Here is a 23,392-nt window from a genome sequence, read left to right as displayed (position 1 = left end):
CTCCTATTGCAGCCAGGCTGAGGGGCCGGCGCCGGCCTCGTCGAGCGTGTAGCCGGTGCGGAAACGATCGAGCCCGTAGGCTGCGATCAACGGATGCGGCTTGCCGGTGGCGATCGTGTGGGCGAAGCACCAGCCGGAAGCCGGCGTCGCCTTGAAGCCGCCATAGCACCAGCCGCCGTTGAGATAGAGGCCCTCGATCGGTGTCGGGCAGATGATCGGGCTGGCATCGGGCGTCATGTCCATGACGCCGCCCCAATGGCGCAGCAGTCGGATGCGCGAAATGCACGGCATCAGAGCGATCGCCGCCTCCGCTACTTCGCGCACGACGCCCAGATTGCCGCGCTGGGCGTAGGAATTGTAGCCGTCGAGATTGCCGCCGAAGACCAGCCCGCCCTTGTCCGACTGGCTGACGTAGAAATGATCGGCGCCATAGGCGACGACATGGTCTACCAACGGCTTCAGCGGCTCGGTGACGAAGGCCTGCAGGACGTGGCTTTCGATCGGCAGTTCCAGCCCGGCCTTGCCGCCGAGCACGGATGTATGACCGGCAACAGCGAGGCCGACCTTCCCGGCGCCGATCCCGCCTTTCGTCGTTTCGACGCCGACGATCCTGTCGCAGTCGCGGAGGAAGCCTGTCACCTCGCAGTTCTGGATAATGTCGACGCCATGGCCGTCGGCGGCGCGCGCATAGCCCCAGGCGACGGCGTCGTGGCGGGCCGTGCCCGCCCGGCCCTGGAAGATAGCGCCATGGATCGGAAAGCGGGCCGTATCGGAAAAATCGAGATAGGGCACGAGACGGCGCACCTCGTCGCGGTCGAGGATGTCGGCATCGATGCCGTTCAGCCGCATGATGTTGGCGCGGTGGCTGAAGCCGTCGAGCTGGTCGGCGGAATGCGCGGTGACGAGCTGGCCGCGCTGCGAGAACATGACATTGAAGTTCAGCGCCCGCGACATGTTCTCCCAGAGTTTCATCGAGAATTCGTAGAACTGGGTGTCGCCGTCGAGCAGGTAGTTGGAGCGGATGACGGTGGTGTTGCGGCCGACATTGCCGCCGCCGACATAGCCCTTTTCGAGCACCGCTACGTTGCGGATGCCGTGGTTCTCGGCGAGGTAGAAGGCGGTAGCGAGGCCGTGTCCACCGCCGCCAATGACGATCACGTCGTAGGACGGTTTTGGCTCCGCTGCCCGCCAGGCGCGCTGCCAATTCTTCTGGCCAGACAGCGCGTTGCGGAAAATCGAAAATGCCGAGTAGCGCGCCATGCCTGCGGCCTATCGAACGATCGGGCCGGCCGGCGTGCGGGTAAGCACTTCGGCGCCCGCATCGGTCAGAAGCACAGTGTTGGAAACGAAGTCATCGCCGCGACCGGTGCCCATCAGCCACGACAGGATGTGGAAGCTCATCCCGGTCTCGATTTCGAGATCGGAATCGTGCCTCAAGCCGGTCACCGAATTGCCGCCGGTCCATGATGGCGGCTGGCCGGCGCCGACCAGATAGCCGCAGTGATGGCGGCGATAGTGGGAAAGACCGGCCTCGTCGGCGACGGTCTGCCAGGCGGCGTAGACGTCGCGCGCCCTGGCGCCGGGCCTGAGTGCCTCGACGACGGCATCGAACGCCCTGGCGGTCACCTCCGCCATCGCGGCGTCTTCGTCGCTGATATGGCCGATGCGAACGAGCCGGCCGAGCGGCGCGTGATAGCGCGAGATGCAGCCGGACAGTTCGACGAACACCGGCTCGCCCTTGCGGTAGATCCCGTCGCCCCAGGTCGTGTGCTCCTCGCCCAGGCGGGCGGCTGGGCGGATGAACGGGCCGAAGCCCGGAGCATGACCGCCGGCGCGGATCATTGCTGACACGCATTGGGCCGCGACCTCCTGTTCGGAGGCGCCGTCCGAGATCGCTGCGATCGCGGCGCCGGCGGCGGCGTCGGTCACTTGTGCCGCCTGACCCATCAGCGCCTGTTCCTCGGCGCTCTTCACCCGCCGCATCTTGTCGACCAGCCCGGAAACATCGCTCCATCTGGCACCGGCCTGCGTCTGCAGGGCGACGGCAAGCCCATGGCTGAGGCCGGCCGTCCAGTATTCGAGGCCGATCCGCTTGCCGGACAGGCTGAGCTCCGCAAGCACCCGCGCGGCAAGGTCGGCCGCCGTTTCGCTGTCGGAATGGCCGCGGAATTCCGCTGCCGTCACCTGTTTCTCGATCGTCACCTTTTCCATCGAGCGGGTGACCAGGACAGGTTTCCCTTCGAGCGGCACGATCAGCAGGTGTGGGGCGAAATATCCCCAGTGATCGAGCCCGGTGAGGTAGAAGACGTTCTCCGGCGAAGCAAAGACCGCCGCGTCGAGCTCGCGCTCGGCCAGCGCCGTGCGGACCCTGACAAGGCGGCCGGCGATTTCGGCTTCGGAAAACGGATTACGGTCCATCAGGCGTCCTCGTGCTGGTTACCGGTTTCGTTGCCGGCATGATCTTTCGTCAGTGACCGGCTTCCAGTCCCATGCTCAGTCGATGACGATGAGTTCGCGCGCCACGTCGCAGAGGCGTTCGCCGCCGCGATCTGTGACGACGAAGGATTCCGAGATGGCGATGCCGAAATCGTCGAGCCAAACGCCGGCCATGAAATGGAAGCACATCCCGGACTGCATCTCGGTGATGTCGCCGGGACGAAGACTTGCGGTGCGTTCGCCCCAATCGGGCGGGTAGGCGAGCCCGACCGGATAGCCGACGCGGCTCTCCTTCTTCAGCCCGTTCTTCCTCAACACTGCCTGCCAGGCGGCTTCCACCTCTTCGGCGGTGCAGCCGGGGCGCGCCTTCTCGAGGCCGGCGTCGACGCCCTCGACGATCGCCTTGGCCATGTCGACGAGGGCTTGCGGCGGCTTGCCGAAATGTACGGTCCGCGTCAGCGCCGCATGATAGCGCCGCCGCACCCCGGCGATCTCCAGTATGGCGAGGCCGCTGTCCGGCAGCGGCGCGTCGGACCAGGTCAGATGCGGCGTGCTGGTGCCCTCGCCGACGGGCATCAGCGGACAGATCGCGGCATAGTCGCCGCCCGCTCCGGGCACGCCCATGATCTGTGCCTGATAGATTTCCGCAATGACATGGTTCTGCGGCACGCCGGGCCGCATTTTTTCGATGCCGTGTTTCATGGCGTGCGTGCAGATCGCACCGGCCTCGCGGATCAGCGCCAGCTCGGCTTCGGATTTGACCAGCCGCGCCCAGTTGACGAGATCGTGGTTGTTGGCGAAGTGCGCGTCAGGCAGCCCGCTGACGAGATGGGCATGGCAGCGCGCGGTGTAATAATGCGCGTCCATCTCGACGCCGATGCGGGCGTTTCCCCAGCCACGCGACCGGATCAGCTGGGCGAGTTCGTCATAGGGGTGTTCGACGGGCTGCTGCACCAGCCGTTCCGAGAACGGCACGATGTTCTTCTCCGGCAGGCCGGTGGTCAGGCGTGCGCTCCTGGCGTCCTGCGCCCTGCCGAACCAGATCGGCCGGTCTTCCCTGAGATGGACGAGCACGCATTGCGGAACATAGAACGACCATCCGTCATAGCCGGTCAGCCAGCACATATTAGCTGGGTCCTGACAGATGATGAGGTCGAAGCCGGCCTTCTCCATGCGTGACTTCACGCCGGCCAGGCGCTGCGCATACTCCGCTTGCGTGAAAGTCCCGAAACCGCTCGCGCTCGCCACCGAAATCCCACCTGCCAGTACGCTGGTTTTTTCTTAAATTGTGCACAACTGGCAATAATGTGTGGTCTGATCACGAATTATTACCAGATTTCTGGAGCTTTTATATCTTAGCTTGCACAATGTCTAGGGCAGTTGTATACGTCTTGACAGGCAGGTGTCGACCTCGAAGAAGGCCGCGCCCGGGAATATCAGTCAGTTGTTCAATGGGAGAAAAGCATGTTCAAATCATCGATATCGCGCCGGATGGTCGTGAAAGCCGCCGCCTGCCTCGCGCTTGCCGCGACATCATTCACGGCGCTGCCCGCTTATGCGGAAACCACCCTCGAACAGGCCAAGAAGGACGGCTATATCCGCGTCGGCTTTGCCAACGAGGCGCCGTTCGGTTACGCCACGCCTGACGGCAAGCTGACCGGCGAAGCGCCGGAAGTTGCCAAGGCGGTACTCGCCAAGATGGGTATCGCGCAGGTTGACGGCGTGCTGACCGAGTTCGGCTCGCTTATCCCAGGTCTCAAGGCCGGCCGCTTCGATATCATCGCCGCCGGCATGTTCATCAATCCGAAGCGCTGCGCCGAGATCAATTTCTCCGAGCCGTCCTACGGCATCGGTCAGGCCATGCTGGTGGCAAAAGGCAATCCGAAGGGCGTGAAGGACTTTTCCAGCATCAAGGAAAACCCGGATCTCAAGCTCGCCGTGATGGCCGGCGCCGTCGAGGGCGGCTATGCCAAGGACGCTGGTGTCGCCGCCGGGCAGATCGTTGCCTTGCCCGACCAGTCCAGTCTGGTCGCCGCCGTCCAGTCGGGCCGTGCCGACGCTGCCGCGCTAACCGCTCTTTCGATCGCCGACATGGCCAAGAAGGCCGACGGCGTCGAATCGACCAAGCCGTTCGGCGAGGTTGCCGGCAAGTCGGTGAAAGGCCATGGCGGCTTCGGCTTCCGCAAGGAAGATACCGACCTGCAGGAGGCGTTCAACGCCGAGCTGAAGACGTTCCTCGGTTCGCCGGAGCACATTGCGCTGGTCGAGCCGCTCGGCTTCGGCAAGGACTACCTGCCCAACAAGACCACCGCGGAGCTTTGCGCGGGCAAATAGGTTCCCAACTGCTGGCGGCGCGAAAGCGCCGCCCCTTTTTCCTGGGGGAATCCGCATGGGAATCCGTACGCTCGTTGCCATGCTGGTCGTCGCGCTTGTCGTGATCGGTGCCTTGGCAACGCAGGAATCTTACAAAGTGTTTATGCCGGGGCTGCTGCAAGGCGCGGTCCTGACGATCGAGATCGCTATCCTCGCCAGCCTGCTGGCAATCGTCATGGGCGTGCTGGCGGCGCTGGCAAGAATGTATGGCCCGGCGCCGCTCAAATGGCTGGCCACGGTCTATGTCGAGATCTTCCGCGGCACCTCGGCGCTGGTGCAATTGTTTTGGCTTTTTTTCGTGCTGCCGCAATTCGGTGTCACGCTCAACGCATTTCTGGTTGCTGTCCTGGCGCTCGGCCTGAACGTTGGTGCTTACGGATCGGAAGTCGTGCGCGGCGCGATCCAGTCCGTCGCCCGCGGACAGTGGGAGGCGTCTACCGCATTGAACATGAGCCGCCCCCAGATGCTGCGCCGGATCATCCTGCCGCAGGCTTTCGTCGCCATGATCCCGCCTTGGGGCAATCTGTTCATCGAGCTTTTGAAATCGACAGCGCTGGTCTCGCTGATCACGCTCTCGGACCTCGCCTTCAAGGCGCAGCAAATGAACCAGAACACGTTCAAGACCATTCCGATCTTCACCCTCGTCCTGCTGATGTACCTGGCAATGTCGCTGGTCGTGACCATCGGCATGCGGCTTCTCGAAAGGCGGGCTTCGCTCGGATTGGCGCGGGGGAAGGCAGCATGATCTGGGACTGGGCATTTGCTTTTGAAATCCTGCCGGTGCTCGCCAGCGCTGCCATCGTTTCCATCGAGGCGACGCTGATCGGGTTTGCGCTTGCCGCCTCGCTTGGCCTGGTGCTGGCGGTGGTCCGCATCGCCGTGCCGTGGACCGGCTGGACGATTTCGGTGCTGGTCGAACTGATCCGGTCGACCCCCTTGCTGATCCAGATATTCTTTCTCTATTTCGTCTTTCCGAAATTCGGTGTCGTGCTCGACGCCTTCACCGCCGGGGTGCTTGCCATCGGTATCCACTACGCTGCCTATTGTTCGGAGGTCTATCGCGCCGGTTTCGACAACATCCATCGCGGCCAGTGGGAAGCCTCGGTCGCACTCAATCTGTCAGCCTGGACGACGTTCCGCGACATCATCATTCCGCAGGCGATCCCGCCGATCGTTCCGGCGCTCGGCAACTATCTGGTTGCCTTGTTCAAGGAGACGCCATTGCTTTCCGCAATCGCCGTGCTGGAGCTGATGCAGACCGCCAAGATCATCGGCTCCGAAACCTTCCGCTACACTGAGCCGATGACGCTGGTCGGCCTTTTCTTCCTTGCCATGAGCCTGGTTTCTGCTGCGCTCATTCGCTCCCTCGAAGGCTTGCTCAACCGGAGGACCATGCGATGACGGAACAACCGATGGTCCGCTTCGACAATGTTTCGAAACGCTACGGCGCGCTGACCGTTCTCGACGGGCTCAATCTGGACATAGCACGCGGCGAGAAGGTCTCCATCATCGGGCCGTCCGGCTCCGGCAAGACCACGGTGCTGCGCATGCTGATGACGCTGGAGACGATCAATGACGGCGTCATCTGGGTCGAAGGCGAGCCGCTCACCCACATGGAGAGGAACGGCAAGCTTGTTCCCGCCGATCTCGCGCACATCCGCAAGATCCGCGCCAAGATCGGCATGGTGTTCCAGTCGTTCAACCTGTTCCCGCACATGACGGCGATGCAGAACTGCATCGAGGCCCCGATAACCGTGCTCGGCATGAAGCGGGCCGATGCCGAGGCGCGTGCGGCCGAGCTGCTCGACATGGTCGGCCTGTCGGAGAAGAAGGACCACTATCCCTCGCAGCTTTCCGGCGGCCAGCAGCAGCGTGTCGCCATCGCCCGCGCTTGCGCCATGCGGCCCAAGATCATGCTGTTCGACGAGGTGACCTCGGCACTCGATCCCGAACTCGTCGGCGAAGTGCTTGAAGTCATCCGAAAACTCGGCAGGGAACATGACCTCACCATGTTGATGGTCACCCACCAGATGGGATTTGCCAAGGAATTCTCCGATCGCGTCTGCTTTTTCCATGCCGGCAAGATCTGCGAGCAGGGGCCGCCAGGCGAGTTGTTCGGCGCCCCCAAGAACGAGCGGACGCGGCAGTTCCTGCACGCTGTCCTGGAGGCTGGATGACGCTTGAGACGGATGCCGCGCCCCTGGCCGCGACCGCCGCACCGCCGCGCCCGCTCTCGGCGCGGGAGCGGTTCGAGCGTATCTACCGGATATTGCGCGACCGCATCTGCCTGCTCGACTATGCGCCCGGCAGCCATCTCTCCGAGGAAGAGCTTGCCCAGGAATTCCAGATCAGCCGCACGCCGGTTCGCCGTGTCCTGGCGCGCCTCGAATCCGAGGGTCTGGTTCAATCCGTCCATGGCGTCGGCACGATCGTCACCGACGTCGACATCGAGGAATTGCAGCAGGTCTATCACTTGCGCCTGGAGCTGGCGCTCCTCGTCGGCAAGCTTTCGCCGATCCCGCGCACGGCGGACGACCTCGACCGGATAAGGGCACTCATCGCGCGCTGCGATTCCGATGTGCTCAATCCCGACCAGCGCGCTTTCCTGCGCCTCAACATGGATTTTTTCTACGAGCTCACCGCGATGACCGGCAACCAGCCGCTGCGCGAGATCAGCGAGCGCCTGTATTTTCAGGTCGCGCGCGTCGTCCTGAAGATGATGCCGCAGTTGGGCCTGGTCGAGGAGTTCACTGCGTTCCGCCGCGAAATGGAAGAGGTGCTTGCCGCCGCCGAGATCGGCGACTGGGAGTCGATCGGGCACATCAGGCGAGCCCATATCTCGATGAGCTTTCGCCGCATGATGCGTCATGCAGGCGAGGTCAACCTATCCGGCGGAACTCTGTAATTCACGTTTGACCTGGCGCACGCCCGGGTCACGACCGGTGGGCACCGCTTCGTCGGCCGGCGACCAGCTTCAGCCAGGGTGCAAAATGGAAGGCGCTCATCAGCAGGTACATCATCGCCATTTCGTTCAGCGGCGACGCATCTTGCGCCGCGCAGATCATGTCGGCATCACCGGTAACGGCCGTCAGCAGCGCCATGATTGCGAAGGTGGGCGCGGCCGCCAGCGATAGCCAGTCGGCCGCGCCACGGGCGGCGACTTCGTCGCTTGGGAAATCGGCAGATCCGCTGCCTTCGGGCGGCATTTTCTGGTCGGGGTGGAGTGTCATCGAGACGTCATACCTTTTCGACACGGCACGCTGGTTGTTGGTGCTGAGATAGATTAGGACCGGACATCGAAAGGTGAGAGTGACAAGTGTGACGGGATTCCGATGGACTCGCTGATCACCGCTGCGGCGCGCGCCCTTGCGACGGGTGATCCTCTTGGCGCTTTGAAGCGGGTCGCCCTGCGTGAGGATGCGCCTGCGCTTGCGCTGCGCGGCATCGCGATGGCGCAGCTCGGCGATCTCGTCCGAGCAAAGGCTCTTCTCAAAAGTGCTGCGCGCGCCTTCGGTCCGAGAGAGGCGGTGGCACGCGCGAGGTGCGTCGTCGCCGAAGCCGAGATCGCGCTCGTTTCGCGCGACCTCGGCTGGCCGGCGAAGGCACTCGACGCCGCGCGGTCGACGCTTGAAAAACACGGCGACCACGTCAATGCCGCGCATGCGCGCAATCTCGAAGCGCGGCGCCTGCTCCTGATCGGACGCCTCGATGAGGCGGAGGGCAGGCTGGCTGGCTTCGACCCGACAACGCTCCCACCCGCGTCGAGGGCCGCCCACGAGCTGGTGATTGCGGGGATCGCGATACGCCGCCTCCGCACCAAGGCGGCGCGCGCTGCGCTCGGGCGGGCCGCGCACGCGGCGGGCCAGGCGGACATTCCAGCGCTGACGGCCGAGGTTGAAGGCGCATCCCTGGTGATGAACACGCCCGCGGCGCGGCTGATCGCGCGCGGTGTGGAGCGCCCGCTCCTGCTCGAGGAGGTCGAAGCGCTGCTGGCGTCGGGGGCGCTCGTCGTCGACGCCTGCCGCAATGTCATGCGGGACGCCGGCATGATCGTCTCGCTCGCGACGCGCCCGGTCCTGTTCGCGCTTGCGCGCACGCTGGGCGAAGCCTGGCCCGCAGACGTGCCGCGGAGCACGCTCGTCGCACGCGCCTTCGGCGGCAAGCACGCCGATGAATCGCATCGCGCCCGGTTGCGGGTCGAAGTCGGTCGGCTTCGGGTGGAGTTGCGGTCACTGGCGGATGTGAGCGCGACCAAGCGAGGCTTTGCGCTTAAGCCGCGCCGCCCACGCGATGTCGTGGTGCTGGCGCCGCCCGCCGACGAGCCGCATGCAGCGGTGCTCGCCTTCCTCGTCGACGGCGAGTCGTGGTCGAGCTCGGCGCTCGCAATTGCGCTCGGAGCCAGCTCGCGCACCGTGCAGCGCTCGCTCGAGCAGCTTGCGGCAGCAGGCAAGGTGCAGTCGTTCGGCCGCGGGCGAGCGCGCCGCTGGATGACCCCGCCGGTGCCGGGATTCCCGACAATCTTGTTACTCCCCGGCTCACTGTCGGGTTACTAGTGTCGTGGACAAGTCAACAGATCTGAGCCTGGAGGAGAAGCATGAAACGATCTGCAGCCGAAGTCCTCCGCGAATATGGACCCTTTCCGGGTGTCGACCAGGTGGCTGGGGTTACGTTCGACGGTCAGCACGTCTGGTTTGCGTCAGGAGACAGACTGAACGCCCTGGATCCTGCGAGCGGCAAGGTGGTGCGCGCGATCGATGTCGCCGCGCACGCAGGAACGGCCTTCGACGGCCAGCACCTGTTCCAGATCGCCGAAGATCGCATTCAGAAGATCGATCCCAACACTGGCCGCGTACTCGCCACGATTCCGGCGCCAGGTGGCGGCGGCGACTCCGGACTCGCCTGGGCCGAAGGCTCACTTTGGGTGGGGCAGAATCGCGGTCGCAAAATCCATCAGATCGACCCCCAGACAGGGGCAGTTCTTCGCACAATCGATTCCAACCGTATCGTCACAGGGGTCACCTGGATCGACGGCGAACTCTGGCACGGCACCTGGGAAGGTGACGAGAGCGACGTCAGGCGGATAGATCCTGAAACCGGAAAGGTCCTGGAGAAGCTTGATATGCCGCCTGGAACAGGCGTGTCGGGGCTCGAGTCCGATGGTGGCGATCAGTTCTTCTGCGGCGGTGGAAACAGCCGCAAGGTGAGAGCCATCCGCCGACCCAGGCGAGGCTCCAAAACCCCGGTCGACCCGACGAGCAAGTAACCGAAGCGGCCCTCGCGGGCGCGCTTTCCGCTTTGACGAACCGTCCGCCGGGAGCGGTCATCAATGCGGCGGACCGGATCGCTGGAGCCCTTAAGCGCTGTTGGGCTTGTCGCGGCGCTCGACGATGTAGATGTGGTCGGCAACCAGGACCACATCGCCATGCTGGTTGATCACCTCGCAGCGCTCGATGACGCGACCCGACTCCGGCCGCTTTGGGTCGTCTTGCTTGGCCGAGATGGTGGTGCGGGTCTTGATCGTATCGCCGATGAACACCGGCTTGATGAAGCGCAACCTGTCATAGCCATAGGAGAACGCGACAGGGTTGATGACGCTTGCCGTCAGTCCGACGCCGACCGAGAAGACCAGCGTGCCATGGGCGATGCGCTGGCCGAACGGCGTCGTCTTCATGAACTCGGCGTCCATGTGGTGAGGGAAGAAATCGCCGGTATGGCCGGCATGCACGACGAAGTCGGTCTCGGTGATGGTGCGCCCGATGGTCATACGCGACGAGCCGATCTGGTAATCCTCGAAATAGACAGTCTGCTCCATGTCAGGGCCTCGCCGCGATCGGTGTTGCCGGCGCCGCGCTCGATTGGTAGGCAGCTTCGACCAGCGCCATTGTGCTCCAGGCGTCCTCGACGGAACTGACAAGCTCGGCGTCTTCGCCTGATGCGTGGCGTTGGACATTGGCCATGCGGCCGACAAAGGCGTCCGGAAACCATTCGCCGACGAGCGGCACCGTGACCCAGTCTGAGCCGCCCTTCGGATAGATTTCAAGGATATCGGGCTCGCCGCGCGGATAGTCGAGGTTGAGCCCGAGCTTGAGACAGGCGGCGCCCTCGGTTCCGCAGATGCGGAACTCGCAGGCCTGGTGTTTTCGGCCAAATTTATGATCATGATTGATCGACAGCGCACAGCGCACTGTGTCGCCATAGTCGAGGATCGCGCTGGTGCGGGTTTGCGCGACCTCATGGTCGGGATGACCGAGCGTCTTGGCGTGAATCCCCCTGGGATCGCCGAGCAATTGCCGGATCAGGTCGAGATAATGGATCGAGTGCATGGCGATCTCGACGCGCGGCGCCTTCAGCAGGAATTCCCACAGCTGCCAGGGTGTCGCCAGCGCCAGCCAGGCGTCGAAGTCGACGACGTCGCCCAGCCAGCCCCTGGCGATCGCATCCCTGAGAGCCAGCATCATCGGTGCGAAGCGAAGCTGGAAATTCACAGCCGCTTTCAGGTTTTTGGCGCGGCAGGTTTCGAGGATCTCGCTCGCCTCGCTGAGGTCGCTGCCCATCGGCTTCTGGATCAGCGCTACGGCGCCGTCGGGCAACGCCCTGAGCACGCCGGCATGATGAGCCGGCGGCGTCGCCAGGTCGAAGATGACGCCGTCGATTGAAGTAGCCTCCTCGATCGACCGGTAAGCGGTGACGCCCCAGTTGGCCGCGAGTTTTTCCGCCTTGGCGTGGTCTGGATCGAAAAGCCCGGCGACCGGAAAGCCGGCTTTCCCATAGGCCGGGAAATGCGCGTCGCCGACGATCGAGCCGGCGCCGAAAATCACGATCGGCCGCGGCTTCGATGGCTTCGCCCAGGACTGGGAGAGCGAGGCTGGGTCGAAAACGCCATCAGTCATGATGGAAGACTTCATCCATCGATGCCCACCATTCGCCCTCCTTGCGGGTCGGCAGCGGCTCCTGGCAAGGCATGCACAGCGCCCACCATTCCTGCGTCTTGGGATCGGCGGCCATCTTCGCCATGTCGGCGGCATAGTCGGTGCCGTGGTACTCGAAAGTGCTGAACAAGAGGTGCTCCGGCTCCTTGAGATAGATCGAATAGTTCCTGATGTTGCAGGCGGAAATCATCGCCAGCACTTCAGGCCAGACGGCTGCGTGAAGCCGCACATATTCGGTGACCTTTTCCGGCTTGAGGCCGAGCACCATTGCCATCCGCTGCATATCCGGCTCCTGTTTCACTATCGTCGTTATGAATGCCGCGATGCGTTGCGTTGCACCGGCGGTGATCTGCCCACTATTTACATACAAACAAATAATTTACACAATCACCAAGCCGATGGTCCTTCGGATGCTGACCACGGGGAGTGACTATGGCGGAGGACGAGGACGATGACCGCTATCGCGCGCCGGCGCTCGACAAGGGTCTCGACATCCTTGAGCTTCTGGCCGGCGTCGATGGCGGCCTGACCCAGGCGGAAATCGCCAAAAAGCTCGACCGCAGCCCCAACGAGTTCTACCGCATGCTGGACCGGCTGGTGCGGCGCGGCTACGTCACGCGGCTGGATGGCGACCGTTACTCGCTGACGCTCAAGCTGTTTGGCCTGGCGCAACTGCACGCGCCGGTGCGGCGGCTGGTTTCCTATGCGACGCCGCTGATGCGTGAGCTTGCCGAGGCCTCGCAGCAGTCAAGCCAGCTTGTCGTCTTCGACCGCGGTTCTGCGGTGGTGATCGCCCAGCAGGAGGCGCCGGACTATTGGGGCATCTCGATACGCGTCGGCGCGCATGTCAGCCTGTTCGACACCGGCTCCGGACATGTGCTGCTGGCGTTCCGCTCGTCGGAAGAGCGGCGGATGATGATCTCCGAACATCTGCGCAGCACCCACAAGCCGCCTCAATCGCCGGACTTCTTCGCTCGTCTCGACCAGATCCGGCAACGCGGCTATGAAATGATGGCATCGATGCAGACCGCCGGTGTATTCAACCTGTCGGCACCCGTGCTTGGCTCGGACGGTAGGGCGATCGCCGCGCTGTCGATCCCCTACATAACTCTGATCAACGCACCCAAGGCGCCCGACATTACGAGGACCATAGAACTGTTGCTGGCAGCGACCGAAAAGCTGTCGCAGCTGGCTGGAGCATCGGCCACGCAGGCGAAGTCATTCTTATCTGAATGAACAATTCCTGCGTGAGATGAGCGCGCCGTCATGATCTTCGATACCCATCTACACCTGATCGACCAGTCGGCGCTGCGCTATCCCTGGCTCTCCGGCGTGCCGGCGCTGAACCGCGATTTCTCCTACGACGAATATGCAGTCCAGGCTCGCCGCGCCGGCATAGAGGGCGCGTTGCATATGGAAGTCGATGTCGATCCGGCCGACATTGAGGCTGAGACCAGTTGCGTAAAGGCGCTGTCGCAACAGAAGGACAGTTTGTTGCGCGGGGCGATCGCCTCCTGCCGTCCCGAAGAGCCGGGCTTTGCCGCCTATCTCGAGCGCCAGCGCGCCGATCCTTTCGTCAAGGGTTTTCGCCGTGTGCTCCACGTCGTGCCGGACGAGCTTTCGGAAGGCGCGGTGTTTCGCGAAAACATCAAGCGGCTTGCCGGCACCAAACTGACCTTCGACCTCGTCGTCCTGCCGCATCAGATCCGCAAGGCGATTGCGCTTGCCGATCTCGCGCCGGACGTGCAGTTCGTGCTCGACCATTGCGGCGTGCCCGACATCAAGGGCAGCAGTGAGCATCCCTGGCGCGAGCATATGGCGGAGATCGCGCGGCGCCCGAACGGCGTCGGCAAAATTTCCGGTGTGGTCGCCTATGCCGACGCTGGATCCTGGACTGTCGAAACGTTGCGTTCCTATGTCGAGCACACCATCCAATGCTTTGGCTGGGACCGGGTCGTGTGGGGCAGCGACTGGCCGGTCTGCACGCTTGGCGGCGGGCTTGCGACCTGGATTGCGGCGACGCATGCGCTGCTCGGCGGAGCAAGCATCGATGAACGGCAAAAGCTGCTCTCCGCCAATGCGAAGCGGCTTTGGAATTTGTGAGAAGTTAGCGAACTCTGCCTCATCTCAGCGCCGGGTGCCGGAGACTCTTCACAAACAGGCGATTGAGATCGGCGACGACGCGGCCGGCATCGTGCCTTTCGGTCAGGCCGAGATTGATGCGATCGGAGGCCGCCTGCTGGAAGGCCATGTAGCCATCGTGGCGTGGCCTGACCCAGGCCCTCTCGAGCGTGGCGCGGGTGTCCTTGTAGAAATTGCCGGCGGCTGCGTTGACGGCGGCATCGTCCCAGGCTGCGGCATGGCCGGGCTGGCCGCCGGCCGACGCATAGGGGCCGCGCTGCACCTCGGCGCTGGCGATCCAGTAGGCAAAGTCGATGGCCTCTTGCGTGGCCTTCGAAAAGGCCGACACGGCAATGCCGGTTCCGCCGAGCGCCGACCCGACTACACCGGCGTCGCCGGCAGGCGGAATGTCGGCGAAGGCAAGGCGGCTGCTGCGGAATCCGGCGATGGAATAGGAAACGTAGCCATAGATCAGCGGCGCGCAGGCGATCCGCGTGCCGGAACTGGCCATCTCCTCCAGGACGCCGATCGGGTCCATGCCAAGGCAGGTCGGATCGACGAGAGCCGCGATCTCGCGCATCATCTCGAAAACGCGGCCGCCGATGTCAGGGTTTATGTGGTCGCCAGGCTCTTCGACGGCGGGCCTGCCGAGATTGCCGGCAAGCGTGTAGAACACCATCAGCGAATGCGGCGGCCTGAGCGGTAGCAACACGCGGCCTTGCCGCGCCAGGTCGAGCACCTCGGACCAGTTCGCCGGCGCGGCGGAAAGCATGTCCGGCCGCCACGCCTGCACCTGGCTGGCCGTGTCGATCGGAAACGCCCACTGCCGGCCTTGCCAGTTGTAGCTAGGATAGGACTGGCCGACGCTGCCTGCCGCCAGTGCCGCGCGTTCCTCTTCACGCCCCACAACGTCGAGCGGCGCCAGACAAGTCTCGGCGGTGATCTGGCCGACATGCGGATGATCGATGACGATCAAATCGTAGGCACGGGCCAGGTCCTCGACCGGAAACGATTCGAAATCCTGCAGCGAGCGCTTGTCCCATTCGATGGTGACGCCGGTCTGCTGCTTCCACAGTCCCGAACAGGCGACCATCGGGTCGTAGCCGCGCGGATGGCTCCAGGTCATGCCTTTGAGCGTCACGTCGCTCACAGCCCGAATTCTTCGCGGATCTTTGCGCTGTGCTCGCCGATGCGCGGCGCCGCCCGCTCGACCTTGGCGCGGACGCCATCGACCCGCAGCGGCGAACGCGTGGTGAGGATCGAGACGTCGTCCTCGCGCGTCACTGTCTGCAGCATGTCGAGCACCTGAAAACCTTCGCTGGCCATCATTTCCGGCCAGGTCAGCACCTTGGCGCACCAGATGTCGGCGGGCTCGAGGATGGCAAGCCATTCGTCGACGGCTTTCGTCGCGATTTTTTGCGCAATGATCGCCTTGATCTCGTCGCGGGCGGTGAACCAGGTCGACGGCTGATCGCGAAAGGGCGCAAGCTGTTCGAGTTCCAAAAGGTCGGCCAGCTTCGGGATCGGCGTCATCGCGATCGCCAGATATCCGTCCTTGGCCGGATAGACGCCGTAAGGCGCTGACAGATAGGCATGGGCGCTGCGGAAGGCCGATCGTCGCGGCACGCGGCGTCCGTCGTTGAGATGCGTGGTCAGCACCTCGAACTGAAAATCGACCAGCGCTTCGAGCAGGCTGGTCTCGACATGGCTGCCGGTGCCGGTCACGCCGCGCCGCACCAGTGCGGCAAGGATGCCTTGCGCGGCGGCGGCGCCCGCCAGCATGTCGGCGATCGCCAGGCCGAACGGCACCGGTCCCTGGTCCTCGTCGCCGTTCAGCCACATCACGCCGGAACGCGCCTGCGCCAGCAGATCCTGCCCGGGACGCTTGACCCAGGGGCCCTCCTCGCCATAGCCGCTGATCGAGGCATAGACCAGGCGTGGATTGATCTTGCGCACCGCCTCGTAGTCAAGGCCAAGGCGCTCGATGACGCCGGGCCGGAAATTCTGGATCAGCACGTCGGCCTTGGCCAGCAGGCTGCGCAGCGCCGCCAGATCGGCCTCTTCCTTGAGGTCGATGGCAAAGCTTTCCTTGGCCCGGTTGATGGCGTGGAAGATGGTGGAATCGCCGCCGATCTCCGTGTCGCTGAGATAGAGCCGGCGCGACAGGTCACCGCCATCGGGGCGCTCGATCTTGATGACGCGGGCGCCAAGGTCGAGCAGCCGCAGCGAGCAGTAGGGCCCAGACAGGAACTGGCTCATGTCGACGACGACGAGCCCGGTCAGCGGCAATTCGGCAATGGCAGCCATCGCCTATGTCTCCGTCTTGCCGGCGAAATCGGCCGGATTCCGGCACTTCACCGTTGCAGGAGCTGGCAATAAAGCACGAGCTCTCCTTCACCCTTGAAGACTTCATAGCTGGCGCGGATCAGCCCATCTCCTTGTATTGGGGTTTTGTGTCGAGATTGGATTGCACGATCGGTCCGCGTCGATCTTCTCTAGTGAATAGTATTTTCACATATGGGATTGTGTTTCAAGCGTGAACAGGCGAAATTTGCCGCGATCCGCTGCGGCTGGATGCCGGCGGAACAGGGGAGGATTTGATGAACGACGCCTGTCTGGTCTTCGTCGGCAGCCTCAACCGCGGGGCGCCTTATTTTCAGGGCGCGCGCGGCGTTGGACTCGGGTCTACAGTTTCGACGAGGAGACGCTGGAGACGAGGAAACTGGCCGAGACGGGTGACGTCGACAATCCGACCTTCCTGTCGGTGACGCCGGACGGGTCCCATGTCTATGCCAACTCCGAAGTGTTCACCTGGCGCGAAGGCGTGGTCTCGGCCTACCGCTTCGACAGGCAAACCGCCGCGCTCTCCTACATCAACAAGCAGCCGACGCTTGGCAGCATCACGGCGCACAACACCGTCACGCGCGACGGGACGAAGCTCCTGGTCGCCAATTACGGCATGGGCGAAGGCGGTCCCGATCGCTCGCTCGTCCTCTACGGACTGCGCGACGATGGCGGCTTGACCGCGCCGTTGTCAAGCGTCGCCCATAGCGGAACTGGTCCCGACGCAGCTCGTCAGGAACGTCCCCATGCCCACAGCGTCACCGAGACGATTGCCGGTGGCGTGACGATGGTCGCCGATCTCGGCATCGATCGGCTTGTCGCGTACCGCATCGGGCCCGACGGCGGCCTGACCAGACTGGCGGAGTCGGCGCTTGCGCCCGGCGCCGGGCCACGTCACGTGGCGCTGCATCCGGGCGGGCGCTTCGTGTTCGTCATGAACGAACTGGATTCGACGGTCGTCTCGCTTGCGCTGGACGGAGCGTCGGGCAGGCTCACCGAGATCGACACGAAGCCGGCCGTGCCGGCCGCGGCGCGCGACGGCAATCATTGCGCCGACATCCAGATATCGCCCGACGGCCGCTTCCTCCATGGCTCCAACCGCGGCCATGACAGTGTCGTGGTGTTTTCCGTCGACCAGCAGACGGGCACGCTTGCGCTGGTCGACCATGCGCCGTGCGGGGGCGCTACGCCGCGCAATCTGGCACTGACGCCCTCAGGTCGCCATCTCTTCTCGGCCAACCAGAACGCCGACCGCATCTCGATTCTTGCACGCGATGCGGCCACGGGTCGGCTGGCCGACACCGGGCGGTTTATCGATATCGGCACGCCGATGTGCGTGAAGATCGTGCGTTGAAAGCCTTGGTCTCCTTCCAGCAGCGAGAGCGTGCACAGTCCTGTGATTTCGGCTGAGCCATCAGCGTGATAGCTTGCAGTCGTTCCGCTGCGGAGTCGCCATGAGTACCAAGCTCCTAGAAATCACCCTTGCTATGCTGCTGCTGGTTGGCGGCCTTCCAAACGGCCACGCGCAAGTGGCCGAGCGGGCGTCGCCTTCGGGCGGCGTTCTGTCGCTGCTCCCGCCGCCCCAGGTCTCAGATCATTCGATCGTGATCGCGGGACGCACGCTCAACTATCAGGCAAGGGCCGGCACGCTGTCGATGCTATCCGGCAAGGGCGACGTCACCGCGGAAATCTTTCATGTCGCCTACACGCTGCGTCCCGAGCCAAGCCGGGAACCTGATCCCCGCCGCCCGATCACTTTCGTATTCAACGGTGGTCCCGGAGCGGCTTCCGCCTATCTGCATCTTGGCGCGCTCGGTCCACGCGTGATGGCGACAGCGGCCGATGGAAGTTTTCTCCCACCGCCGCAGCGGCTTTTGGACAACTCGAGCACCTGGCTCGACATGACCGACCTGGTCTTTGTCGATCCCGTCGGAACCGGTTACAGCCGCGAAGCACCCGGCACCGAGGCACGCAGCTTCTGGGGCGTCAACCAGGACGCCGCCGCGATGGGCGCATTCATCCGGCTCTATCTGGCCCAAGCGGGCCGCACGGCGTCGCCGGTGTTTCTTGCCGGCGAAAGCTATGGCGGGTTTCGGGCGGCACTGCTTGCCAAGACGCTCCAGGATGATATCGGCATCAGCCCTCGCGGCATCGTGCTCATCTCGCCGGCGCTCGAATTCACGCTCGTGCGGCCCGACGAGTTCCAGCCGCTTCACTGGGCGCTTGAGCTGCCGTCGCTGGCGGCGGTGCGCCTGCGCAGCCAAAGCGTCACCGGTTCCGAACTGCAGGAGCGGTTGGCCGATGTCGAACGCTATGCGCTTGGCGACTATCTCGTCGCGCTTGCCAGCGGGCTCGAACAGGGCGGGCGTCTGGCGAGCCCGCGCGTTGCCGAAATCACCGGTCTGCCGCTCGAACTCGTGAAACGAAACTTTGCGCGCATTCCCACCGCGCTCTTCGCCAAGGAGTTTGCGCGGGCAAGAGGCAATGTTCTCAGCGTCTATGACGGCTCGATCGAAACGGCAGACGTTGCCCCGGAAAGTCCAAGGCCCAGCGGTCCTGATCCGGTGCTCGACCGAAGCGTGCCGGCGCTGACTTCCGCCTTTGTCAGCTATGTCAGGGAGGAATTGAAATTCCGCACCGATCTAAGCTATCGGCTTCTCAACCGTGAAATCAGCGGCAATTGGGATTACGGGACGAGCCCGACGCGTCAGGGCTATACCGGCGTGATGGATGACCTTCAACAGGCGCGCGCGTTAAATCCCGGCCTCGGTGTTTTGATCGTCAACGGCTACACCGACCTGGTGACGCCCTATCTGGTGTCACGCTATCTTGTCGGCCAGGTTCCTTCGCTTCCCGGCGCAAAGCCTATCCGCCTCGAACTGCTGGAAGGCGGCCACATGATGTATTTCAGGCCGGAGAGCCGGCGCGCGCTGAGAGAGGCCGCGTCCGAGCTTTACCAAGCGCCGAAATGAGCGCGTAAAAGAGACAAATCCGCCTCGTCGCATGAGAGGCGGATGACGCAACACGAACCGGCGAGGCGAACGAGTCGATGACATCTCAGCCTGCAGAACTGACTTGGCTCAACCCGCCACCGCATCATGCGTTCGGCGACAGCACCGTGCATGTGCGAACCGGCAAGGAGACCGATTTCTGGCGCGAGACTTTTTATGACTTCTGGCGTGACAATGGCCACTTCCTCTACCGGCAGGTCGAGGGCGATTTCAGCGCCGAGGTCACCATCAAGGGCGACTACAAGGTGCTCTATGATCAGGCCGGTCTGATGGTCCGGCTGAGCGAGACGCATTGGGTCAAGGCCGGCATCGAGTTCACCGACGGGCTCGCCTATTTTTCCGTCGTCGTCACCAATGATGCCTCCGACTGGTCGTTGGTCAGCATCCCGGCCGGTCCGGACGGCGTCAGGATCCGGCTGACCCGCCATGCCGAGACAATCCGTGTTCAGTATCTCGATGCCTCCGACCAGCGCTGGAAGCCGGTGCGGCTCGCCTACTTCCCGCCCTCGAATACAGTCGATGTCGGCATGATGTGCTGTTCGCCGCAACGTGAAGGTTTCGAAGTCACATTCAGCGATTTTTCAGTCGGCCCGGCGATCTCGAGGGAACTCCACGACTGACGCGTCCTGTCAGCGGATCGGGGCGCCGCTTCACAGCAGTATCGTTCCGACAGCCGAAATGCGCGGCCGAAGAAGCGATCGATCGACCTTGAAATCGGAATGCGCCATGGTTGAGCGCCTGCGCAGGCGGCCGACCTTCTGGCCGGCGGTTCCAGAAGCACCCGTCAGCCCGGGTGCTTGAAGGTTTCGCCAAACCAGTTCCGCCACTTGGGCTCGCCGTCGGCGGCGCGCTGCTCGGCGTCGCCGCCGTAAAGATACAGGGCCATGCTGGCATTTGTGTTGCCGTCGGCAGCATAGGTTCCGATCAGGGCGATGCCGGGAGCAGGCGCATTCAGGCGCAGCACGAGGAAACGCTGCTTGTCGTCCTGCCGCACGCGTTCGACTATGCCGGATAGTCTCTCCGGCTGCTGCGGGCCATTCCGTTCCTCGCCGACATTTGCGCCGGCCAGACCGAGCGCCTCGGTGAGCCGCCGCCAAGTCGAGAGCTGGTCGGCCTCAGAGCTGGCCATGACGAGGAAGCTGGCGGCCTTTTTACCGGCGAAGTGCGACAGGTAAACCCGCAGCACCTCGAAAAAGCCAGGCCAGCCGCTCTCGAACCCTTCCAGCTGATCGTCCCAGTCGTCGGTCGAGGCAAACAGCGAGTGGACCATGCGAACAACGCAACGATCACCCGACCGGCTGGTCACAGTGATTTCCGTTGCAACAGGCGGCGCGCCTTCGCTCCACTCGCGTTCGACATAGCCGAAACGGAACGGCGGCTCCCAAATCGTCACTTGGCCGGTGGAGGCGCCATTGGGACCAAAGTCGAAATGAAGCCTGCCGCCGACATGCTCGTCGATCGTGGTTTTTGTGAACCAGGCAGTGTTGCCGGGACCCGTAGCAATTGCCCGCCATACCTGCTCGGGTGTGCCGGGCGTGATGAACTCCATCTCCACCCAACGCTTTCCGGTTTCGTCTTTCTTGATTGGCATGGGGACTCCTTTCAAGGTTTGGCGTCAAGCCGATGCGACCGCCCGCCAAAGCTCAAGCATACCTCATTTTGGCCTTGACAAATTATTTTGTCAAGGCGCGGGCGTGGATGGCTGGAAAGCAGCTTTGGCGCGTCGTGCCGTGTCGTGTGATCTAAGCGTCGCCTGCGCTCGCTTCCCGACGTGGCGCGCCGGCACTACGCCGATCTCCGTGAGACGAGGTTGAGACAACGGCGTTACCCGGCTGAAGAGGTCAGAGCAAACAGAACGGGAATTTCGTAATCCCGCCGGCTTTTGGAATTTTGTTCGTCGCCAACCCGCCCAAACAAGCGCAAACAGGCAACACCGTTCGACGGTTTCCTCCCATTCCGCTGAACGGCGTTCCCCTCTGAAGGTTGAAACCTTCTTTTTGGCCGGGCCGTATTCGAGCCCGGCCATTTTTTGCGCGCTCCCTTGGCGAGGGCGTCTGAGCCGATTCCTGACCCTAGCTTCCCGCCAACGACAGTCCGCGGGCGCGTTCGCACAGCAGGGCAAGCAATTCGCTGCGCCGCGCTTCCGGTGTGTCGACTGGCAATACGAAGCAAAGAGTCTTGCTGACGGCGCCGTGGCCATCGCGGATGGGCGCGGCCATGCACCACGTGAAGCGGTCGGCGAGGGCGGTGGTCTCGCTGAAACCTTGCTGGCGGGCCAGAGCGACATCGCTGAAGAATTCGGCCGGCGCAATGATGCGGCCGTCGGGAAGCTTGTAGTCGCCAGGCGGGATGAAGTCCTTCACTTCTTGCTCGCTCATATGGCCGAGCAGGAGCCGCCCGGATGCCGTCCACGGGATCGGCACCTCGACCCCGACATCGCTTGAAATCCGGAAAGGGCCGGAAGAATCACGGCAATCGAGAACGATGTATTTGTTCCCGCGCAGGCCGCACAACTGCACGGTCTCGCCTGTCTCCGCGGCCATCCTGTCCAGCGTCTCTATGATGCGCCGATAGTGGGCGTTGTGATGCGAATAGGCCCAGCCGAACAGATGCATGGCCCGACCGAAATAGACGTAGCCTTCCGTCCCGACGTTTTCAAGCATTTCGGCTTCGAGCAGGCTGTTGACGATTTCGTAGGTGGTCGAACGCGGTGCGCCGATCATCTTGGCGATGTCGCCGACGCGCATCGGCGCGCGGTGCCGCAAAAGCGCTTCCAGCAGCACGATCACGCGGTCGATGCCACGGCGGCGTTCGCCATTGCGCGGCCCGGCGCCGGCTTCCGTTTCGATCAGACCAGTGGCGCCATCGCTCATGTCGGCCGCATCCCCAAAAAAATCAATTCGGCTCTCGTCTCAAGACGCTTGAAAGATGTCAAGGCTCAGTCTAGCATCCCATTTGTCCGATATACAGACACATTGTCTGAAATATCAGACAATAATGAGCCTGGCGCAGACAGTTCTGACGAGAAAACGGGCGGTTTCCGGATGCGGCAACCGGAGGGTTTCTCGTCCCTATCCCGAACGTCCGGCATAACCTCAGAAGGGAACAATCATGACGAAATCATCGTTTTTCGCATCCGCCAGTGCCCTTTGCCTCGGTCTCCTGTTGAGCTTCGGCGCCGATTCGCAGGCCAATGCCGCCGCCAAATGCATCAAGGGCGACCGCAAGGCGCCGTACACGATCGGCTGGGCCAACATCTATTCCGTGCCGACCTGGATGAAACAGACACAGGGCACCATCGAAGCCGAAGTCGAGACGCTGAAGAAGCAGGGGCTGGTCGACAAGCTTGTCGTGACCGACGCCCAGGGCGACGCCAACGTCCAGATCCAGCAGATCCAGTCGATGATCGATTCCGACGTCGACGCCATCATCCTGATTGCCGGCTCGTCGACCGCGCCGGCGCGTGTGCTGGCGGACGCCTGCGCCAAGGGCATCGCCATCATCAACTTCGACAGCCTCGTCGACACCGACCAGGTCACAGCCAAGGTCAACACCGATTCCGCGCAGTGGGGCGATCAGGCGGCCAAGTTCCTGATCGACTCCATCGGCGGCAAGGGCAAGATTCTCGTCCTCAACGGCCCGGCCGGCGTTTCGGTCAGCGACGATCGGCGCAAAGGCGCTGACGCGGCGCTCAAGGCCCATCCTGAGGTGACGGTCCTTGCCGAGACGAATACACCCTATAATGTCGCGCCTGCACAGGAAGCCGTCACCAGCCTGCTGTTCGCAAATTCCGAGATCGATGGAATTCTGTCGCTCGGCGGCGCCTTGTCTGCGGGCGCGGTACTCGCCCTCGACAAGCAGGGCCGCGAACAAGTGCCGATCACCGGCGAGAACGCCCGTCAGTTCCTCGAGCTCTGGAAGGAAAAGGGCCTCAAGAGCTGGGCGACCATGCAGCCGAACTGGCTCGGCGCCTTTGCCACCTACACCGCCGTCCAGGCGCTGGAGGGCAAGGATGTGCCGGCTTTCGTCAAGATCCCGCTGCCGGTGATCGACAATTCCAACATCGATCAGTACCTCGCCCGGGCGGCCGATTTCCCGGCTGACGGCTACATCTATTCGCCCTACGACGAGGAATTGTTCAAGAAGCTGCTGGCTGAACATTAAGCTTGGAAGGTCGCA

Annotated in this window: 24 protein-coding genes and 1 pseudogene; 13 read left to right on the top strand and 12 right to left on the bottom strand. The window is 63.4% G+C overall.

Annotation, left to right across the window (positions count from 1 at the left end; translation table 11 throughout):
* Positions 1 to 3 precede the first annotated feature (3 nt).
* The 3 genes from AC0L3O_RS04655 to AC0L3O_RS04645 all read right to left on the bottom strand — a co-directional run bounded on the left by AC0L3O_RS04655 (position 4) and on the right by AC0L3O_RS04645 (position 3,684).
* Positions 4 to 1,260, bottom strand: coding sequence for a sarcosine oxidase subunit beta family protein (locus AC0L3O_RS04655; protein ID WP_473614940.1), 1,257 nt, complete (start codon positions 1,258 to 1,260; stop codon positions 4 to 6).
* Positions 1,261 to 1,269: 9 nt separating this feature from the next.
* Positions 1,270 to 2,418, bottom strand: coding sequence for a M24 family metallopeptidase (locus AC0L3O_RS04650; protein WP_473614939.1), 1,149 nt, complete (start codon positions 2,416 to 2,418; stop codon positions 1,270 to 1,272).
* Between the two features lie 75 nt (positions 2,419 to 2,493).
* Positions 2,494 to 3,684: a M24 family metallopeptidase gene (locus AC0L3O_RS04645; protein ID WP_473614937.1), complete on the bottom strand. Its 1,191-nt coding sequence runs from the start codon at positions 3,682 to 3,684 to the stop codon at positions 2,494 to 2,496.
* 216 nt (positions 3,685 to 3,900) lie between these two features.
* On the opposite strand from AC0L3O_RS04645, the gene ehuB reads away from it, so the two are divergent.
* From ehuB to AC0L3O_RS04620, 5 genes are read left to right on the top strand one after another with little or no spacing between them, the layout of a single operon-like run.
* Positions 3,901 to 4,770, top strand: coding sequence for an ectoine/hydroxyectoine ABC transporter substrate-binding protein EhuB (ehuB, locus tag AC0L3O_RS04640; RefSeq protein ID WP_023800462.1), 870 nt, complete (start codon positions 3,901 to 3,903; stop codon positions 4,768 to 4,770).
* Positions 4,771 to 4,825: 55 nt separating this feature from the next.
* The gene (ehuC, locus tag AC0L3O_RS04635) at positions 4,826 to 5,554 is read left to right on the top strand and encodes an ectoine/hydroxyectoine ABC transporter permease subunit EhuC (protein WP_473614936.1); all 729 of its coding nucleotides are present in this window, start codon (positions 4,826 to 4,828) and stop codon (positions 5,552 to 5,554) included.
* Complete coding sequence (gene ehuD, locus AC0L3O_RS04630) at positions 5,551 to 6,210, top strand: ectoine/hydroxyectoine ABC transporter permease subunit EhuD (protein ID WP_023800464.1); 660 nt, start codon at positions 5,551 to 5,553, stop codon at positions 6,208 to 6,210. Before ehuC ends, ehuD begins: the two co-directional genes overlap by 4 nt.
* Positions 6,207 to 6,986, top strand: coding sequence for an ectoine/hydroxyectoine ABC transporter ATP-binding protein EhuA (gene ehuA / locus AC0L3O_RS04625; protein WP_023800465.1), 780 nt, complete (start codon positions 6,207 to 6,209; stop codon positions 6,984 to 6,986). Before ehuD ends, ehuA begins: the two co-directional genes overlap by 4 nt.
* A complete protein-coding gene (locus tag AC0L3O_RS04620) occupies positions 6,983 to 7,714 on the top strand; it encodes a GntR family transcriptional regulator (RefSeq protein ID WP_023800466.1) in 732 nt (243 codons plus the stop codon). The genes ehuA and AC0L3O_RS04620 overlap by 4 nt, the downstream gene beginning before the upstream one ends.
* A gap of 28 nt (positions 7,715 to 7,742) precedes the next feature.
* Here AC0L3O_RS04620 and AC0L3O_RS04615 read toward each other — a convergent pair whose 3' ends face one another.
* Entirely contained in the window at positions 7,743 to 8,015 is a 273-nt protein-coding gene (locus AC0L3O_RS04615) for a hypothetical protein (RefSeq protein ID WP_287232803.1), read from the bottom strand.
* Between the two features lie 126 nt (positions 8,016 to 8,141).
* Between AC0L3O_RS04615 and AC0L3O_RS04610 the strand changes: the two genes are divergently transcribed.
* Positions 8,142 to 9,362 carry a helix-turn-helix domain-containing protein gene (locus AC0L3O_RS04610; RefSeq protein ID WP_473614935.1) on the top strand — a complete coding sequence of 407 codons (1,221 nt, stop codon included), beginning with the start codon at positions 8,142 to 8,144 and terminating at the stop codon, positions 9,360 to 9,362.
* A 41-nt stretch (positions 9,363 to 9,403) separates the two neighbouring features.
* The gene (locus AC0L3O_RS04605; protein WP_473478775.1) at positions 9,404 to 10,072 is read left to right on the top strand and encodes a Vgb family protein; all 669 of its coding nucleotides are present in this window, start codon (positions 9,404 to 9,406) and stop codon (positions 10,070 to 10,072) included.
* Positions 10,073 to 10,162: 90 nt separating this feature from the next.
* On the opposite strand, the gene AC0L3O_RS04600 is transcribed toward AC0L3O_RS04605, so the two are convergent.
* Genes AC0L3O_RS04600 through AC0L3O_RS04590 form a run of 3 tightly spaced genes read right to left on the bottom strand, consistent with a single transcriptional unit; the run spans position 10,163 to position 12,021 of the window.
* Positions 10,163 to 10,621, bottom strand: a complete 459-nt coding sequence (locus AC0L3O_RS04600) for a MaoC/PaaZ C-terminal domain-containing protein (protein ID WP_473614933.1) — start codon at positions 10,619 to 10,621, stop codon at positions 10,163 to 10,165.
* 1 nt (position 10,622) lies between these two features.
* On the bottom strand, positions 10,623 to 11,699 hold the full coding sequence (locus tag AC0L3O_RS04595; protein WP_473614932.1) for a Gfo/Idh/MocA family protein: 1,077 nt from the start codon (positions 11,697 to 11,699) through the stop codon (positions 10,623 to 10,625).
* On the bottom strand, positions 11,692 to 12,021 hold the full coding sequence (locus AC0L3O_RS04590) for an L-rhamnose mutarotase (RefSeq protein ID WP_091597514.1): 330 nt from the start codon (positions 12,019 to 12,021) through the stop codon (positions 11,692 to 11,694). The genes AC0L3O_RS04595 and AC0L3O_RS04590 overlap by 8 nt, the downstream gene beginning before the upstream one ends.
* A gap of 149 nt (positions 12,022 to 12,170) precedes the next feature.
* Between AC0L3O_RS04590 and AC0L3O_RS04585 the strand changes: the two genes are divergently transcribed.
* On the top strand, positions 12,171 to 12,974 hold the full coding sequence (locus AC0L3O_RS04585; protein ID WP_287171699.1) for an IclR family transcriptional regulator: 804 nt from the start codon (positions 12,171 to 12,173) through the stop codon (positions 12,972 to 12,974).
* Between the two features lie 30 nt (positions 12,975 to 13,004).
* Entirely contained in the window at positions 13,005 to 13,841 is an 837-nt protein-coding gene (locus AC0L3O_RS04580) for an amidohydrolase family protein (RefSeq protein ID WP_473614930.1), read from the top strand.
* A gap of 19 nt (positions 13,842 to 13,860) precedes the next feature.
* Here the strand turns inward: AC0L3O_RS04580 and AC0L3O_RS04575 are convergent, their stop codons facing one another.
* The 3 genes and pseudogenes from AC0L3O_RS04575 to AC0L3O_RS04565 all read right to left on the bottom strand — a co-directional run.
* On the bottom strand, positions 13,861 to 14,985 hold the full coding sequence (locus tag AC0L3O_RS04575) for an extracellular solute-binding protein (RefSeq protein ID WP_287171753.1): 1,125 nt from the start codon (positions 14,983 to 14,985) through the stop codon (positions 13,861 to 13,863).
* Between the two features lie 20 nt (positions 14,986 to 15,005).
* Entirely contained in the window at positions 15,006 to 16,166 is a 1,161-nt protein-coding gene (locus tag AC0L3O_RS04570; protein WP_473478767.1) for a CaiB/BaiF CoA transferase family protein, read from the bottom strand.
* Between the two features lie 3 nt (positions 16,167 to 16,169).
* A pseudogene (locus tag AC0L3O_RS04565) lies at positions 16,170 to 16,308 on the bottom strand (amine oxidase); the annotation flags it as partial.
* Positions 16,309 to 16,395: 87 nt separating this feature from the next.
* Here AC0L3O_RS04565 and AC0L3O_RS04560 point away from each other — a divergent pair.
* From AC0L3O_RS04560 to AC0L3O_RS04550, 3 genes are all read left to right on the top strand, one after another.
* Complete coding sequence (locus tag AC0L3O_RS04560) at positions 16,396 to 17,556, top strand: lactonase family protein (RefSeq protein WP_473614929.1); 1,161 nt, start codon at positions 16,396 to 16,398, stop codon at positions 17,554 to 17,556.
* Between the two features lie 100 nt (positions 17,557 to 17,656).
* The gene (locus tag AC0L3O_RS04555) at positions 17,657 to 19,174 is read left to right on the top strand and encodes a S10 family peptidase (RefSeq protein ID WP_473614928.1); all 1,518 of its coding nucleotides are present in this window, start codon (positions 17,657 to 17,659) and stop codon (positions 19,172 to 19,174) included.
* Between the two features lie 77 nt (positions 19,175 to 19,251).
* On the top strand, positions 19,252 to 19,833 hold the full coding sequence (locus AC0L3O_RS04550) for a DUF1349 domain-containing protein (RefSeq protein WP_473478761.1): 582 nt from the start codon (positions 19,252 to 19,254) through the stop codon (positions 19,831 to 19,833).
* A 164-nt stretch (positions 19,834 to 19,997) separates the two neighbouring features.
* Here AC0L3O_RS04550 and AC0L3O_RS04545 read toward each other — a convergent pair whose 3' ends face one another.
* Positions 19,998 to 20,762 (bottom strand): SRPBCC family protein, encoded by a 765-nt coding sequence (locus AC0L3O_RS04545; RefSeq protein WP_473614926.1) that lies wholly within the window; start codon positions 20,760 to 20,762, stop codon positions 19,998 to 20,000.
* A 523-nt stretch (positions 20,763 to 21,285) separates the two neighbouring features.
* Positions 21,286 to 22,086 carry an IclR family transcriptional regulator gene (locus AC0L3O_RS04540; RefSeq protein WP_473614925.1) on the bottom strand — a complete coding sequence of 267 codons (801 nt, stop codon included), beginning with the start codon at positions 22,084 to 22,086 and terminating at the stop codon, positions 21,286 to 21,288.
* A 238-nt stretch (positions 22,087 to 22,324) separates the two neighbouring features.
* On the opposite strand from AC0L3O_RS04540, the gene AC0L3O_RS04535 reads away from it, so the two are divergent.
* Positions 22,325 to 23,377, top strand: coding sequence for a substrate-binding domain-containing protein (locus tag AC0L3O_RS04535; RefSeq protein ID WP_473614923.1), 1,053 nt, complete (start codon positions 22,325 to 22,327; stop codon positions 23,375 to 23,377).
* Positions 23,378 to 23,392 lie beyond the last annotated feature (15 nt).

It is taken from the genome of Mesorhizobium sp. WSM4810 (assembly GCF_055811235.1).
The sequence above is the reverse complement of the archived record's forward strand: the minus strand, read 5'-3'. Positions and strand labels throughout refer to the sequence as shown.